Raw genomic sequence first — 15502 nt, 5'->3', positions numbered from 1 at the left:
GCCGGACCTCGCCAACTGCCCACTCGACGCAGCCGGGACGACGATCAGCGCCGCCGGAACAGGGCCCGCGGTCGCCGGTGGCCGTTGAGCCACTTGCCGATCCAGGTGCTGCGGACGAACAGGTCGTAGCCCAGCAGCAGCACCGCCCCGACCACGGCGCCCGTCAGCAACAACTTCACCAGGATCGGCCACGGCTGGTCGGCGATCAGCAGTTCGAAGCCGACCAACAGCGGCAGGTGCAGCAGGTAGGCCCAGTAGGACGAGTCGGCAAGGTACCGAACCCACGGCCGCTCCTGGCCGAGGAACCGGACGCACAGCCCGGTCAGTGCCAACACCCAGGCCCAGCCGGCCAGCGCGATCACCGCCGAGTGCGCGACGAGGCCGATCATCACCGGGGAGGTCAGCAGTCCGATCACCGCGAGCACGACGGCCACGCCGAGTTGCACGGGCCACTGACGCGCGATCCGCTGCAGCGCATCCTTGCGGGCGTGGAGGAACCAGCCGGCCAGGAAGGCGCCGCCGTACCCGACCAGAGCACCCGGGGCGGGGATGATGGTCTGCGGCGCGATGATGCCCTGCGTCGAGTCGCCCTGGACCAGCATGGCGACGAAGTAGGGCACGGCGAGCAGCACCACCGCGAACGGGGCCGACAGCACGCCGCCGATGCGTTCGGCGAGCACGGCACTCCGCTCCGCGCCCAACACCTTGATCAACACCGTACGAGCGAGCACCATGATCAACACGACTTCGGTCAGCACCAGCAGGAACCACAGGTGACCGGGGCCGAACAGCAACAGCACCGGCGGCACCTCGGTCATCCCGGGTGGCGGGGCCGGGGCCGTCACGTCTCGTAGGATCGAGTTCAGCGTCGCCAGCACCACCAACGACGCGACCGCGATCGGCCAGAAGCCGACCAGGGGTGCGGTGATCCGCAGCAGCCGATCCTTCACGTACGAGGGCTGTCCCCGACGCTGGACGACCATCCGACCGAAGTAGCCGGCGAGCATCATGAACAGGGTCATCCGGAACAGGTGGATCCAGTAGATGCCGATCCACACCACATCGGTCTGGTTGACGTCGGAGACGAGCCAGGGCAGGCCGGCCGCGAACGGCATGATCGCGTGCAACACGATGCCCAGACCGAGGGCTCCGGCACGGAGTGCATCCAGTCCGTGGAGTCGAACCCGGGGCGCTGTGGCGCGGGCGGGTGAGGGTGCCGCATGGGTGGCGGCAGGTGCTGGGGAGGTCATGTCTTCGACGGTACGGACGGGCAGCGGCTCAGGCATCGGCCAACTGACGTGCAGCGCATCAACCGATCGGGGGATGCCGATTCGGTGGCCCGCGGGAGCTCGACCAGCAACAATGGTGGCCATGGCCACCATCACCCGCCCGGCCAACGACGCCCACCCGTCCGAGGCGATCACCCCGCCCACCGAAGTCCCGACAAGCTCGACGGGCGTGGGTGCCGACGTCTCGACAAGCTCGACGGACGTCTCGACAAGCTCGACGGGCGAGGGTGTGAGCTCGCCGGACGCGAGTGCGTGCGAGCCGATCCCGCCGATGATGTTGCGGCTGATTCCGATCGCGTTGGCGATCGTCTCGTGGGTCATCGGGTGGGCCCTGGCCGGCATCGTGATCGCGCAGGGTGCTGTGGCCTGGTCGGCCGTTCCGCTGGCGCTGTTGATCATGATGCGCATCGGCCTGGAACGCAACGTGCACAAGGTGAAGCCGGGATCACGGGTTGCCGTCATCTTCAGCATCGCCCACGGGGTGATCACCCTCGTCGGTGTCACGCTGAATCCGTTCGTGTGCGTGTACGCCTTCGTCGGTTACCTCGACGCCGGCCGCTTCCTCCAGGGTCGGCAGGAGCGGGTGTTGGTGGCCGCGACGGCACTGCTCTGCGCCTTCGGCCAGGCCGGCAGCCTCCCCGGCGTCTCCGCCTCCCCCGTGCTGTTCGTCGGCCTGGCGTTGGTCAACGGAGCCATCGCGCTGGCCATGGTGCACGTGGCGGAACTGCGCGAGCGGGAGGTCAAGGCCCGCGAGGACGCGGTCGAGGAGTTGCTCCGCGTCACCGAGGAGAACGCCTCCTTGCAGCACCAGCTGCTCGAGCAGGCGCGCACCACCGGCATCTCCGAGGAGCGGGCACGGCTGTCCCGCGAGATCCACGACACGGTCGCCCAAGGGCTGGTCGGGGTGATCCGGCAACTCGAGGCACTGCCCGACACCCTTGACGGCCCCGCCCAGGACCGGGTGGCGCGGGCCGAGACGGCGGCCCGGGAGTGCCTGGTCGAAGCCCGCCGGGCGGTCCACGCGATGGCACCCCAACAGCTCCGCGACGCGGGTCTGGTCGAGGCCGTCGGCGAGCTCGCCGCCAGTTGGTCCCGCACCCACCGGGTCGTCATCGAGTTCGACGCCGACAGCGCCCCCACCCACTTCGACCACGGTCCGGTGCTGTTGCGGGTCGTCCAGGAAGCCTTGGCGAACGTGGCCCGCCACGCCGCCGCCGACACCGTGACGGTGGTGCTCGACGGCTCCGCCGACCTCGAGACGGTCACGGTGACCGACGACGGTCGCGGCTTCGATCGCACCATCGCCGTTCCGGGCCACGGCCTCCGCGGGATGGCCGAGCGGGTCGAAGCCCTCGGCGGGCACCTCGACATCACCTCGGCACCCGGCCGGGGCACCACGATCACGGCCACGGTGCCGCGGTGACCGACTCCCCCAGCACCACCACGAGCAGCACCGGGACCGGCGGCAACGCCATCCGGGTGGTGATCGCCGACGACCACCCCGTCGTACGCGACGGCCTCGCCGGGATGCTCGGCTCGGAGGACGGCATCGCCGTCGTCGGCGAGGCGGGTGGCGGCGTCGAGGCCGTCGCGGTCGTCGCCCGGACCACCCCGGACGTGGTGCTGATGGACCTGAGGATGCCGGCCGGCAGCGGTGTCGAGGCCATCCGTGCGCTCCGCCGGACCCCCGGCCGACAGCCGCGCATCCTGGTGCTGACCACGTACGACACCGATCGCGACGTCCGGACCGCGATGGACGCCGGCGCCGACGGCTTCCTGCTGAAGGACACCCGGCGGGCCGACCTGGTCCGCGCGGTCCGCGACCTGGCCGAGGGACGCCCGGTGCTGACCCCGGCCGCCCTGGCCGTGCTCGCCGGCCGGACCGGCGAGGTCCCGCTCAGCGGCCGGGAGGTCGAGGTGCTGGGCTACGTCGCCGAAGGACGTACCAACCGGGCGATCGCGAGTCGACTCGGCATCGGCGAGGCCACGGTGAAGACCCACCTCGGACACGTCTACGACAAGCTCGGGGTGGCCGATCGCGCCTCCGCGGTCCGGGCCGCCTGGGAGCGCGGACTCGTCTGAGACGATTCCGCCACCCGGCGCAGGATGACAGCGACGGTCGACTTCGGGCACAGTGAACTGCCTGCCCGAACCGCGCACCCTGGAGAGGACCCATGACTGCCTCGTCGGCCACCGATGACCACACCATCACCGTCGCCGACGGGCACCTCGTCCGACAGGGCCGACCGCACCGGGTGCTGTCGGGCGCCCTGCACTACTTCCGGGTCCACCCCCAGCAGTGGCGGCAGCGGCTGGAACTGCTGCGGGCGATGGGCCTGAACTGTGTCGAGACCTACGTCCCGTGGAACCTGCACGAACCACGGCAGGGCGAGTTCGACTTCGCCGGACTCGGCGACCTGGAACGGTTCCTCGACCTCGCCGCCGAGGTCGGACTGGACGCGATCGTCCGCCCCGGGCCGTACATCTGCGCCGAATGGGACGCCGGCGGCCTGCCGATCTGGCTGCTCGCCGACGAATCGGTGCCACTGCGCTGTGCCGATCCCCGGTTCCTGTCAGCGGTTGACCGCTGGTTCGACGTGTTGATCCCCCGGATCGCGGTCCGCCAGACCACCCACGGCGGCAACGTGATCATGGTCCAGGTCGAGAACGAGTACGGCTCGTACGGCAGCGACCGCGACTACCTCGTCCACCTCCGCGACGCCCTGCTCCGGCACGGCATCACGGTGCCGCTGTTCACCTCCGACGGACCGACCGACCTGATGCTGACCGGGGGCACCGTCGACGACACCGTGGCGACCGTCAACTTCGGCAGCGGCGCCCGTGCGGCGTTCGCCGAACTCCGCCACCACCGCACGGGCGATCCACTGTTCTGCATGGAGTTCTGGTGCGGCTGGTTCACCCACTGGGGACACGCCGCCCCGACCCGGGAACCCGCCGAGGTGGCCGCCGAGGTCGCCGACCTGCTCGCCGCCGGCGGGTCCCTCAACCTCTACATGGCCCACGGTGGCACGAACTTCGCTGGCTGGTCGGGGGCCAACCTCAGTGGCGACCTGCACGACGACGAGTACCGGCCGACGACCACCTCGTACGACTACGACGCACCGATCGACGAACTCGGCCGGCCGACCGCCCTGTTCCACGCACTGCGCGAGGTGATCATGCCGTACGCCACCGGCGACGTCCCGCCGGTGCCCGAGCCGACGCCGATGCTCCCCGACCAGGACCTGACCGTCACCGCCTCGGCCCCGCTGCGCGCCGTGCTGGACGCACAGCCGGTCACCGCGACCGCACCCGTACCGCCGAGCTTCGAGTCGTTGGGTGTGCAGTACGGGCTGGTGCGCTACCGCTCGCAGGTGCCCGGCCCGCGGGAGCGTCGGCAACTGCACCTCGACGGGCTGGCCGACCTGGCCCGGGTCGAGGTGGACGGCGAGCTCGTCGGGTTCACCGAACGTGACGGGATGGAGCAACTGGACTTCGCCGTACCGGGCGCCTCGGCCACCCTGGAGGTGTTGGTGGAGGCGATGGGGCGGGTCAACTACGGGCCGCACCTGCGTGACCTGAAGGGGATCCGGGCCGTCCGCCACGAACGCCAGTTCGTGCACGGGTTCGCCGCGACCGCACTCGACCTGACGACCCTGCCCAGGGTGCCGTGGGACGACCCGGTGGTGGAGGCCGACGAGGCCTGCTTCCACCGTGCCGAGTTCGCCGTCGACCTGCCCGCCGACACGCTCGTACGGCTACCCCGCCGCAACCGCGGGCACCTGTGGGTGAACGGGTTCGCCCTCGGCCGCTACTGGGACCGTGGCCCGCAGGACGCGTGGTACGTACCGGGCCCGTTGTTGCGCCCCGGCGCGAACGAGCTGGTGCTGCTGGAGATGGGGCCCACCCGGACCGGCAGCGTGCAGTTGCGCGGGGCGTGACTCAGATCGGGGAGACCGGACTGGACGCCGGCGTCACCGACTGGCGCTGCCCCGGCCTCACGTCGGGACCGTCGTCGTCGAGCCGGCCCCGATGGCCGTCGGCCCCGTCGTCGACCAGATCGGCCCCGTCGGCGACCAGGTCGGCCTCATGGGGCAGGTCGGGATCCATGGTCCGCAGCAGTTTGCGCATGCTGCGCCACAGGAAGAACACGGCCGCGAACAGGATGACCACGATGGCCACGGTGATCCAACCGGGCTTCGCGATCTCCGGGTCGACCTCCAACCAGATCATGCGCCCAGCCTACGCCGCCGACGCACGGGCGACGACTCCGGCGAACAGGTCCTCCTCGGGGACGGGCGCGTCGATCCGGCTGCTCACCAGTTGGTAGTCCTCGGTCGGCCACGCCTGCTGCACGACCTCCAGCGGCACGGCGAAGAAGGCCCCGTTGGGGTCGACCTGGGTGGCGTGCGCCAGCAGGGCCTGGTCGCGGACCCCGAACCAGTCACCACACTCCACCCGGGTGGTGACCCGCGCCTCCCACTCCGGCTCCCGCACCCAACTCGCCAGCCGTTCGGCGTACGGGGACTCCAGGCCCCGCTCTTTCATCGCCTGGTCGAGGGCCACGAAGCGCTCGTAGTGCCAACCGAAGTGGTAGTAGAGCTTCGACACCTCCCACGGCTCCCCGAGCTCGGGGTAGCGGGTCGGATCGGCGGCCGCCTCGTACGCCTCGACGCTGATCCGGTGGCACATGATGTGGTCCGGGTGCGGATAGCCGCCGCGTTCGTCGTACGTGGTCATCACCTGCGGCCGGAACTTCCGGATCACCTTCACCAGAGGTGCGGTCGCGACCTCGAGGTCCTGGACGGCGAAGCAGCCGTCCGGCAGCGGTGGCAGCGGATCGCCCTCGGGCAGGCCCGAGTCGACGAAGCCCAGCCAGGTCTGCTCGATGCCGAGGATGTCGCGGGCCCGATCCATCTCCTTGCGCCGGACCTCGGTGATGTTGGCGAGGATGTCGGGGCGCTCCATGGCCGGGTTGAGGATGGAGCCGCGCTCGCCACCGGTACAGGTGGCGACGAGCACCTGCACCCCCTCCGACACGTAACGGGCCGAGGTGGCGGCACCCTTGCTGGACTCGTCGTCGGGATGGGCGTGCACGTGCAGCAGCCGCAGCGGTTCCCCGTCACGATCGAGGCGAGGCGAAGACGTCATTGCCCCATCTTCACCCGGACCGGCCCCGATCGCATGTCGCCCCCGACAAGCGAGACAGCACCGGCCCGGTGACCGAGACAGCACCGGCCCGGTGACCGAGACAGCACCGGCCCGGTGCCGAGACAGCACCCAGCCCGACCCACGGATACCCTCGAGGGCATGACGTCCACCACCAGTGAGCGGCTCGCCCGCCGCTACCCGCCGCCTCGCACCTCCCCGCGGGTGGCGATCGGCCTGGTGGTCGCCGGCGCCGCGCTCGCGCTCGCCTGGGTGGTGTGGGCCGGACTGGCGATGGCCACCCCGGCCGTCGATGCGCAGGTCACCCGGTTCGAAGTGCTCTCCGACACCGAGGCCCGGTTCACCGCCACCGTGCAACGCCACGACACCGGCGTCGCCGCCCGGTGCCGGGTGATCGCCCAGGCCGACAACTTCGAACGGGTCGGCGAGGTCACCATCGAACTCGCCCCCGGCGGATCGGAGCTGACCGAGGTGGAGCAGACGATGCGCACCTTCCGGCGCGCCACCTCGCTGTCGGTCGACCGGTGCAGCAGTGGTTGAGGTCGCCTCACCGCCGGCGTGAGGTGGTTTGACCGCAGCCTTGTCACGGTGCAAAATTCTGCTGGAGACGAAGTGACTGGCTTCCGGCAGCCGAATGGTTAGACTGTCCGGATGGCTGAACACACCCAAGAAACGATCTGGCTCACCCGTGACGCCCACGCCAAGCTGCAGGCCGAGCTCGCTCACCTGACCGGCGAGGGCCGCACCGAAGTGGCCAACCGCATTGCCGCCGCCCGCGACGAGGGCGACCTCAAGGAGAACGGCGGCTACCACGCCGCTCGCGAGGAGCAGGGCCAACAGGAGGCCCGGATCCGGCAGCTGCAGGACATGCTGCGGCGCGCCGAGGTCGGCGAGGCCCCCGACGATCCGAACACCGTCTCCCCCGGGACCGAGGTCACCATCGCCTTCGCGGGCGACCTCGACGACACCGAGACGTTCCTGCTGGGCTCCCGCGAGGTGCTCGGTCTGGACGACGCGGTCACCGACATGCAGGTCTACAGCCCGCAGTCCCCGCTCGGCGCCGCCATCCTGGGCCGGTCCAAGGGTGACGCGGTCACCTACGAGGCGCCCAACGGCAAGGACATCAGCGTCAGCATCGTTTCGGTGAAGCCCTTCACCGGCTGACCCAGCCAACCGCCGGGCTGGGGCCCGGCACCCTCAGCCAGTGGCGAGTCCCGCACCCGATCCGGGTGCGGGACTCGCTGCATTGCACGTACGCGCTCGTAAAAAGGGGCGCCACAGCGACACAGCTGGAGTTCACGTCCAGACGCGTCGCTGTGGCGCCCATTCCTGCGATGGCCCCCGTCAGCTCAGAGGTCCCCGTCAGCTCAGCAGGTTGCGGGCCTCCTCCGGGGTCAGTTCCCCGGTCACCACCCTGGTCAACACGTCATCCCGGTCCGGTACGGCGTCGCGGCCAGCTGCGGCGTCACCCGAGCCCGGGGCCCGCGGCGCGAACCGGGGCGCCAGCTCGGCGAGCCGGCGGGCCACGTCCTGCGTCGTCGTGCCCAGCTCGCCCGCGACGGCCGCCACGTCCCCACCGGCGACGACCAGGGCCCGGACGACGGCGTACTCGTCGGTGTCCAGGCCACAGAAGTCACACGCCTCGAAGCGGCCCGACAACTCGGTGTCGCACGAGTCGCACGCCAATTGGGTGAGCATCAGGTCGTCACCGCAGACGGGACAGTCGGACGGGGCCCGATAGCCCCCTGCTCGGCCACTCATGCGGTCTCACCCTCCCCCACGCGTACGGTCACGTACGCCATCATCGCCTCGACGTCCAGCCGGGCGTTCCCGTGTCCCATCACGACCTCGGCGCCCTCACCGGAGTGAGCCCCGGCCCAGGCGACCTTCCCCAGGTGCGCCTCCGAGCGGATCGTCACGTTCGACTCGTCGCCCAGCTCGATGCTGCCCTGTCCCGACTCGAACCGGATCCGCGAGCGACCACTGCGGAAGGTGCCCTTGATGGTGGCCTGGCCGGCCTGGATCAGTGCGTCGGAGATCTCGGCCGCCCCGTTGATCCGGGCACCGCCGGCGGTGACCCGCACCTTGCCCAGGTACGGCACCTCCATCGTGGTCAACATGCCGCCGGACAGTTCGGCGTCGATCAGCAGCGACGGGTTGACCCGGATCGCCAACTCCTTGCCGCCGAAGGTGTTGACGCGCAGGTCGTGCAGGCTCCGCGTCCGCAACAGCGAGAACCCGTCCAGCGACGGCGTCAGTTGCCCTTCGCTGGTGATCTCCAGCACCTTGCCGTTGCGGCGCAGTACGTGGGGCCCGTCGATCGAGACCGTCGACACTCCCGGGTCACCGATCAACCGGACGCGACGGCTGGAGGCGCGGATCTCGAGCCGCTCCACCCCCTTGCTGCCGCTCGGCCTGGCCGAGGTGCGGCGTTCCTCGGGGCCGAACCCCTTCGGTGGGGGGGGCGGTGCGTACCCGCGGAAGCCGGCGTCGGGGCCGGGGTCACGCTTGCCGGCAAGTTCCTCGTCGGTGGGCTCGGCGACCTTCTCCGGTCCGCCCGGTCGGTCGTCGCGGTCCAGGCTGTCGATGCGGCGGGACGCCTCGTCGGCGGAGATCCGTCCAGCCGCGAGGTCCTCGAGGATGGACTGCAGGTCACTCATGGTTCCGATATTAGGCCCACCCGCCACCCGACCGGTCGGTCAGCGGGCCGGTTCGGGGATCTCCCCGAGGACGTGTCGGGGACGCCAGCCGAGCACGTGCGGCCACTGGTCGGCCAGGGCGGCCCCGTCGAGGTCGGCGGTGACCGGCGCCGCGACGTACGGCCCGCGGCGGGCCGCGGCCAGCAGGATCACCTCGGCCAGGTCCTCAGGGTGCACGGCGGCGTACGACGAGCCGTCGAAGCTCGGCACCGGACCGGGCTCGGTGACCACCGGGTTGCCCCAGCGCGGCCACCACTCGGCCCTGGTCGGGTAGCCCATCCGCAGGGTGGTCACCGTCAACTCGGGGGTACGGGCCGCCTCCGACTCCGCGGCCAGCTCCGCCATCCGCTTCGTCACCCCGTACAGGCTGGTGCCGTCGGTCGGCTCGAGGGCCGAGCGGCGCTGCTGTCCGAACCCTTCGTACACCGCCAAGGTGCTCATCTGGACGAAGGCGGCCACCCCTTCGGCCGCCGCGACCCGCAACTGTGCGTACACACTGCCGACGTTGACGGCGAACGCGGCCCGCACCGGATCGGTCTGCTCGTCGGCACCGGCACCCCGGGCGGCCCGGAGCGCGAAGTTGACGACCGCATCGGCGCCGGCGAAACCGCGGCGCAGCACGTCGAAGTCGGTGGCGTCGCCGGGGACGTGTTCGACGCCGGCGACGGTGGGTGCGTCCGGCCCGAGGGCGACCACCTGGTGGCCGGCCTGTTGCAGGTACGGGCTGATCTGGGTTGCGAGGACACCTGCCCCGCCGACGATCACGATGCGCATGAACGCACATCTTGCCTGCTGAACCGTCCGCCCGGCGACCTGATCAGTCGCTGAGCGTCCGTCGGTCCGGCGATAGGGTGGCCGCGGCGGCATCACCGTGGCACCCGAGCACATCGAGCCGACATCGGTCGCACCCGACACAGAGCAGTGAGGCACTCGTGGATCCCATCCGTTCCACCCATTCCGTGGCGATGCGTGACGGTGTCGAGTTGGCCACCGACGTGGTGCTGCCGGGTGGCTCCGACGGCTCGGACGGGCTGTCGCGACGACCCACCGTGCTGGTGCGGACCCCGTACAGCAAGACGCGGCTGCAGGACCCCGAGAACGGCGCCTGGGCGGACTGGTTCGCCTCCCACGGCTACGCCGCGGTGACCCAGGACTGCCGTGGCTGTTTCGATTCCGGCGGCACGGTCGACTTCCTGTGGCCCGAGGCCGACGACGGTGCCGACACCGCCGCCTGGATCATCGAGCAGCCGTGGTCCGACGGCCGGGTCGCCACGTACGGGACGTCGTGGTCGGGATGGACCCAGACCGCGATGGCGGCGGCCGGCGCCCCCGGGTTGGCGGCGATCGTCCCGACGATGAGTGGGTCCTGCGCGTTCAGCAGCTCGGTCCGTCAAGGCGGGGCGATCGAGCTGCGGTTCATCGCGTGGGCGCTGTGGCACTCGGCCCTCAATCCGGCAGCACACGGTGGTCGCGACTGGTTCGGCAGCGCCGCCCTTGACGCTCCCGGAGCCGCCGAGCTGTTCACCGCGCTGCCGCTGCGCCGGGGAGCCTCACCACTGCACGAATTCCCCGGGTACGAGGACTGGGCGCTCGAGATCGCGCAGCACGACACCTTCGACGGACGCTGGCGGGACCCGGCGGTGTGGCCCGTCGGCGACATGGACACCTTTGCCGACGTGCCGATGCTCACCGTCGGTGGGTGGTACGACTCCTACGCCAGGGCGACGTGCGAGTTGTACGTCGCGGCGCGTGACGGCAACAGCGCACCGGCCTACCTGATCATGGGTCCGTGGACCCATGGCACCGGTCAGGTCGAGGGGACGGTGTCCGGCGACGTCAGCTTCGGACCGGACGCAGCACTGGACTCCTTCCGCGAGCTGCACCGCAGCTTCTACGACGAGTTCCTGCTCGGCAAGGACGAGGGCTGGGCGACCCGTCCACCGGTGCGGATCTTCGTCATGGGCGGCGGAAGCGGCACCAAGGGCCCCGACGGTCGACTGCGCCATGGCGGCCACTGGCGTGACGAGCCGACCTGGCCGCTGGAACGCGCCCGCGACCTGGTCCTGTACCTGCATGGCGACGCCACCCTGCAGGTCGCCGCCCCGGTGTCCGGCCCCGGCTCCACGACCTTCGACTTCGACCCGCGCCGGCCCGTCCCGACCATCGGCGGCAGCCTCTCCTCCCTGGAGACCGTGCAGTCCCCCACCGGGCCAGTCCACGACGTCACCTCCGCCGCCGCCCTGGAGCTCCGTACCCCGCTCGTCGAGCCGGGAGGGTTCGATCAGTGGCCCGGCCCGACGACCTACGGCGCCCACGCCCCGTACCTGCCGTTGAACACCCGGGCGGACGTGCTGAGCTTCCGGACCGAGCCCCTGACCGATGACCTGGAGGTCACCGGCCCGGTCCGAGTGCGGCTGGCGGTGTCCACCGACTGCCCCGACACCGACTTCACCGCCAAGCTGATCGACGTCCATCCGCCGTCGCCGGACTACCCGCACGGGTACGCCCTGAACCTGACCGACTCGATCATCCGACTGCGCAGCGTCATCGCCGACCACCGGCCCGGCGACGTGGTCGAGATCGAGATCGAGCTGTACCCGATCAGCAACCTGTTCTGCCGCGGCCACCGGATCCGCCTCGACGTGTCGAGCTCGAACTTTCCGCGGTTCGACGTCAACCCCAACACCGGCGAGCCGGCGTGGACATCGCGGTCGGTCCGGGTGGCGTCCAACACGGTCCACCACCACGGGGCCGGGGTGTCCTTCCTCACGCTGCCGGTCATCCCGACTCCTCCGGTCAGCCCCGACGACGACCCCGGACGCTGATCCGCTCCCCGCGATCCGGCGGGGTCGCGATCCGGCAACGATTCGCCGACAGGGCAGCCGTTCCGGGCGTACGGCGTTGGGTTCCCGTGCCACAGTGGAGGCGAACGTTCCCGGCCTCGGAGGCACTCATGGCACGCACCGGCACCACCCGGACGGTCCTCGCCCTGCTGCTCGGGACCGTGGTGTTCGTCGCCGGCTGCGGGACGAACCCCAACCAGCCCGCGCCCCAGCAGGACCCGGCGCCCGCGACGTCCGCACCGCAGTCGCAGGCACCCGCGCCGGAGCCGACCCCCACGCCGTCGCCCACCTCGTCACCGGTGACGCTGACCAGCAACGTCGACGACGGGGCCGAAGGCGTCACCGTCGACACCCTGCTCAACATCAAGGCGGCGCACGGCACGTTGGAGGCGGTGACCGCCTCGACCGTGGTGCAGACCAAGTCGGGCAAGGAGAAGCTGACCGTCCCGGGCGGGCTCAACGACGACCGCACCGAGTGGCGGGCGACCGACGGCCTCGAGCCGGGCACCACGTACGCCATCAACATCGACACCGTCGCCGCCGACGGCACCCGGTCGTCGATCAGCCGAACCTTCCAGACCCAGGACCTCACCCTGGACCAGCAGACCTTCCCCTCGATCTATCCGCTCGACGGCCAGACCGTCGGCGTCGGGATGCCGGTGATCATCCGGTTCGACATCCCGGTGACCGACCGGGCGAACGTCGAGAAGCACCTGCACATCACGACCACCCCGGCACAGGCGGGCAGTTGGTACTGGCCCAACGACTCCGAGGTGCACTACCGGCCGGCGACGTACTGGATCGCCGGCACGAAGGTCGAGGTCGACGCCCGACTGAACGGGGTCAAGGCCGGCGCTGACCTGTACGGGCAGACCACGCGGTCGTGGTCGTTCCAGGTCGGTCGCAAGGTGGTGGCCGAGGTCGACCTGGCCAAGCACGTGATGCGGGTGTTCGTGAACGACAAGCTGTCGCGGACGATCCAGGTCTCGGCGGGCAAGGCCGGGTTCACCACCCGCAACGGCACCAAGGTGATCAGCGAGAAGCTGCGCCACACGCCCATGCGGTCGGAGACCGAGGACATCAACGACCCCGAGTACTACGACCTCGACGACGTCGAGTTCGCGATGCGGCTCACCAACTCCGGTGAGTTCTTCCACGCCGCGCCGTGGAACTCCCGGCACTTCGGCAAGAACAACGCCTCGCACGGCTGCGTCGGGATGTCGATGGCCGACGCGGAGTGGCTGTTCAACACGATGGCCGTCGGCGACGTCGCGACGTTCAACGGCAGCAACCGAGGCATGGAGCCGCTGAACGGTTACACCGACTGGAACCTGAGCTGGCCCGAGGTGAAGTCGAAGTCAGCCCTCGGCTGAATCGGTCATCCGCCGCGATGGTCCCTGATCATCGGGTGGCAGGATTGGCCGGGTGAGTACAGGATTGGCCCGTTGAGCACCAGCGCGTCGGTGAGGCGTTGGATCCGGAGCCGGACCACCCTTCCGCGCAGCGTGATCGTGCTCGGCATGATCTCGTTCACCGTGGCCGTCGGCTTCGGGGTGATGTTGCCGGTGCTGCCGGTGTTCGCCAAGAGTTTCGAGGTCGACACGTTCGCCGCCTCGGCGGTGGTGTCGGTGTTCGCGTTCGCCCGACTGTTGGCCGCGCCGGCGGTGGGGCCCATGATCAACAGGTTCGGCGAGCGACCGGTGCTCACCGTCGGCATCTTCATCGTGGCGGTGTCGACCGCGGTGTCGGCGCTGGCCCCGACGTACCTGCAGTTCATGGTGCTGCGCGGCCTCGGCGGCATCGGGTCGGCCATGTTCACCGTGTCGGCGATGACCTTGGTGCTCAACACGGTCTCGCCCAATCTGCGCGGCCGCGCGTCCGGCCTCTACATGGGTGGCTTCCTGTTGGGCGGGATGGCCGGCCCCGGCATCGGCGGCCTGCTGGCCGGCATCTCGCTGACGGCGCCGTTCTACTTCTACGCCGCGGCCCTGGTCGTCGCCGGCCTGATCGGCCTGGTCGTGCTGCGGTCGTCGGGCAAGCACAAGGAGGAGGCGAGCAGCGACGGGGTCCGGCCGTTCCGCGACGTGCTGCGTGACACCCGCTACCAGGCGGCCCTGGTAGCCGGGCTCGGGCAGGGGTGGAACTCCTTCGGCGTCCGGTCGGCACTGATCCCGATCGTGGTCGTCGACGTGCTGCACCACGAGCCGGCGTGGACCGGGTTGGCGTTCACCGTGTCGGCGGTGGTGCAGACGGTGATGTTGGCCCCGGCCGGCCGCTTCGTCGACACCGTCGGCCGCCGACCGGCGATGATCGCCTCGGGTCTGGTGTGTGCGGTCGGCATGGTCGGCGTCTCGCTGGCGGGCAACGTCTGGGTGCTGATCGTCGCGCTCTCGCTGTACGGCGTCGGCGCGGCCTTCCAGGGCACGGCCCCGGCCGCAGCGGTCGGCGATGCGGCCGGCGCACGCAGCGGCACCCCGGTGGCGGTGTTCTCGATGGTGACCGACCTCGGCGCCATCATCGGCCCGCTGGCCGCCGGCTGGATCGCCACCCAGGGCTCGTTCCCGTTGGGGTTCGGGGTCGGCGCGGTGATCCTGGTCCTCGGCTCGGCACTGGCGCTGCGGATGCCGCCCGGCGCGCCGCAGCACGACGATGCCCCCGGCGACCCGGAGCCCGCCTTCACCGAACCGGTGCTGACCGAGCCGGCCGAACCGCACCTGCCCGGCGAGCCGTGCGACGTGGGCGCCCCGCCCGACGACCCGGACGGCTTCCGCCCCTACCCCGTGGAGCGCCGATGACCGCCCGCCCGCTGACCGACCTGATCGACCCGACCTGGGCCCGCGCCCTGGCACCGGTCGCCGACACGGTCGCCGGACTCGGTGAGTTCCTGCGGGCCGAGAACGCGGCCGGACGCGGCTACCTGCCGGCCGGGGAGCACGTCCTGCGCGCGTTCACGCTGCCGCTGGACCGGGTCAAGGTGCTGATCGTCGGGCAGGACCCGTACCCGACACCGGGCCATCCGGTCGGGCTGTCCTTCTCGGTGGCGCCACAGGTGCGACCGATCCCACGCAGCCTGACCAACATCTACCGCGAGCTGCACGACGACCTCGGGGTGGCACCGGCGACCTCGGGAGACCTGACGCCGTGGTTCGAGCAGGGGGTGCTGCTGCTCAACCGGGTGCTGACCGTGCAGCCGGGACGGTCGGGATCCCATCGCGGCAAGGGATGGGAGCAGGTCACCCAGACCGCGATCGAGGCGTTGGTCGCCCGCGGCGGTCCGCTGGTCGCGATCCTGTGGGGTCGCGACGCCCAGTCGCTGACGCCGATGCTGGGGGAGGTTCCGTCGATCGCGTCGGCCCATCCGTCGCCGATGTCGGCGGACCGAGGCTTCTTCGGGTCCCGACCGTTCAGCCGAGCCAACGAGGCGCTGGTCGCCCAGGGCGCCGAGCCGGTCGACTGGTCGCTGGGCTGAGCGCAACCCATTGAGGACCGGTCGTACGACAAC

General features: G+C 70.8%; 15 protein-coding genes. 9 read left to right on the top strand and 6 right to left on the bottom strand.

Annotated features, from left to right (window positions below):
- Positions 1 to 44: 44 nt before the first annotated feature.
- The gene (locus ACQBAU_RS04845) at positions 45 to 1250 is read right to left on the bottom strand and encodes an acyltransferase family protein (RefSeq protein ID WP_465254992.1); all 1206 of its coding nucleotides are present in this window, start codon (positions 1248 to 1250) and stop codon (positions 45 to 47) included.
- A 121-nt stretch (positions 1251 to 1371) separates the two neighbouring features.
- On the opposite strand from ACQBAU_RS04845, the gene ACQBAU_RS04840 reads away from it, so the two are divergent.
- From ACQBAU_RS04840 to ACQBAU_RS04830, 3 genes are all read left to right on the top strand, one after another.
- Positions 1372 to 2712 (top strand): sensor histidine kinase, encoded by a 1341-nt coding sequence (locus ACQBAU_RS04840; RefSeq protein WP_465254993.1) that lies wholly within the window; start codon positions 1372 to 1374, stop codon positions 2710 to 2712.
- Complete coding sequence (locus ACQBAU_RS04835; protein ID WP_434549924.1) at positions 2709 to 3371, top strand: response regulator; 663 nt, start codon at positions 2709 to 2711, stop codon at positions 3369 to 3371. The genes ACQBAU_RS04840 and ACQBAU_RS04835 overlap by 4 nt, the downstream gene beginning before the upstream one ends.
- Positions 3372 to 3463: 92 nt before the next feature.
- Complete coding sequence (locus tag ACQBAU_RS04830) at positions 3464 to 5230, top strand: glycoside hydrolase family 35 protein (protein ID WP_434549923.1); 1767 nt, start codon at positions 3464 to 3466, stop codon at positions 5228 to 5230.
- A gap of 1 nt (position 5231) precedes the next feature.
- Here ACQBAU_RS04830 and ACQBAU_RS04825 read toward each other — a convergent pair whose 3' ends face one another.
- Together ACQBAU_RS04825 and mca are read right to left on the bottom strand one after the other, a co-directional pair.
- Complete coding sequence (locus ACQBAU_RS04825) at positions 5232 to 5522, bottom strand: hypothetical protein (RefSeq protein ID WP_465254994.1); 291 nt, start codon at positions 5520 to 5522, stop codon at positions 5232 to 5234.
- 9 nt (positions 5523 to 5531) lie between these two features.
- On the bottom strand, positions 5532 to 6440 hold the full coding sequence (mca, locus tag ACQBAU_RS04820) for a mycothiol conjugate amidase Mca (protein WP_465254995.1): 909 nt from the start codon (positions 6438 to 6440) through the stop codon (positions 5532 to 5534).
- A 159-nt stretch (positions 6441 to 6599) separates the two neighbouring features.
- Between mca and ACQBAU_RS04815 the strand changes: the two genes are divergently transcribed.
- Complete coding sequence (locus ACQBAU_RS04815; RefSeq protein ID WP_434549920.1) at positions 6600 to 6998, top strand: DUF4307 domain-containing protein; 399 nt, start codon at positions 6600 to 6602, stop codon at positions 6996 to 6998.
- Between the two features lie 111 nt (positions 6999 to 7109).
- The gene (gene greA / locus ACQBAU_RS04810; protein ID WP_465254996.1) at positions 7110 to 7622 is read left to right on the top strand and encodes a transcription elongation factor GreA; all 513 of its coding nucleotides are present in this window, start codon (positions 7110 to 7112) and stop codon (positions 7620 to 7622) included.
- A gap of 198 nt (positions 7623 to 7820) precedes the next feature.
- Here greA and ACQBAU_RS04805 read toward each other — a convergent pair whose 3' ends face one another.
- From ACQBAU_RS04805 to ACQBAU_RS04795, 3 genes are read right to left on the bottom strand one after another with little or no spacing between them, the layout of a single operon-like run.
- Positions 7821 to 8219, bottom strand: coding sequence for a DUF2089-like zinc ribbon domain-containing protein (locus ACQBAU_RS04805; RefSeq protein ID WP_434549918.1), 399 nt, complete (start codon positions 8217 to 8219; stop codon positions 7821 to 7823).
- Positions 8216 to 9118 (bottom strand): hypothetical protein, encoded by a 903-nt coding sequence (locus ACQBAU_RS04800; RefSeq protein ID WP_434549917.1) that lies wholly within the window; start codon positions 9116 to 9118, stop codon positions 8216 to 8218. Before ACQBAU_RS04800 ends, ACQBAU_RS04805 begins: the two co-directional genes overlap by 4 nt.
- Positions 9119 to 9157: 39 nt before the next feature.
- Positions 9158 to 9931, bottom strand: a complete 774-nt coding sequence (locus ACQBAU_RS04795; protein ID WP_434549916.1) for an NAD-dependent epimerase/dehydratase family protein — start codon at positions 9929 to 9931, stop codon at positions 9158 to 9160.
- A 158-nt stretch (positions 9932 to 10089) separates the two neighbouring features.
- On the opposite strand from ACQBAU_RS04795, the gene ACQBAU_RS04790 reads away from it, so the two are divergent.
- The 4 genes from ACQBAU_RS04790 to ACQBAU_RS04775 all read left to right on the top strand — a co-directional run bounded on the left by ACQBAU_RS04790 (position 10090) and on the right by ACQBAU_RS04775 (position 15469).
- A complete protein-coding gene (locus tag ACQBAU_RS04790) occupies positions 10090 to 11982 on the top strand; it encodes a CocE/NonD family hydrolase (protein WP_434549915.1) in 1893 nt (630 codons plus the stop codon).
- A 128-nt stretch (positions 11983 to 12110) separates the two neighbouring features.
- A complete protein-coding gene (locus ACQBAU_RS04785; protein WP_434549914.1) occupies positions 12111 to 13373 on the top strand; it encodes a L,D-transpeptidase in 1263 nt (420 codons plus the stop codon).
- A gap of 72 nt (positions 13374 to 13445) precedes the next feature.
- Complete coding sequence (locus tag ACQBAU_RS04780; protein ID WP_465254997.1) at positions 13446 to 14795, top strand: MFS transporter; 1350 nt, start codon at positions 13446 to 13448, stop codon at positions 14793 to 14795.
- Positions 14792 to 15469 (top strand): uracil-DNA glycosylase, encoded by a 678-nt coding sequence (locus ACQBAU_RS04775; RefSeq protein WP_465254998.1) that lies wholly within the window; start codon positions 14792 to 14794, stop codon positions 15467 to 15469. The genes ACQBAU_RS04780 and ACQBAU_RS04775 overlap by 4 nt, the downstream gene beginning before the upstream one ends.
- Positions 15470 to 15502: the final 33 nt, after the last annotated feature.

The sequence above is a fragment of the Carbonicoccus niuqiaonis genome (genome assembly GCF_050157065.1).
Taxonomy (GTDB): domain Bacteria; phylum Actinomycetota; class Actinomycetes; order Propionibacteriales; family Propionibacteriaceae; genus Avipropionibacterium.
Note: the sequence above shows the minus strand (reverse complement) of the source record. Positions and strands in the feature narration are given on the sequence as shown.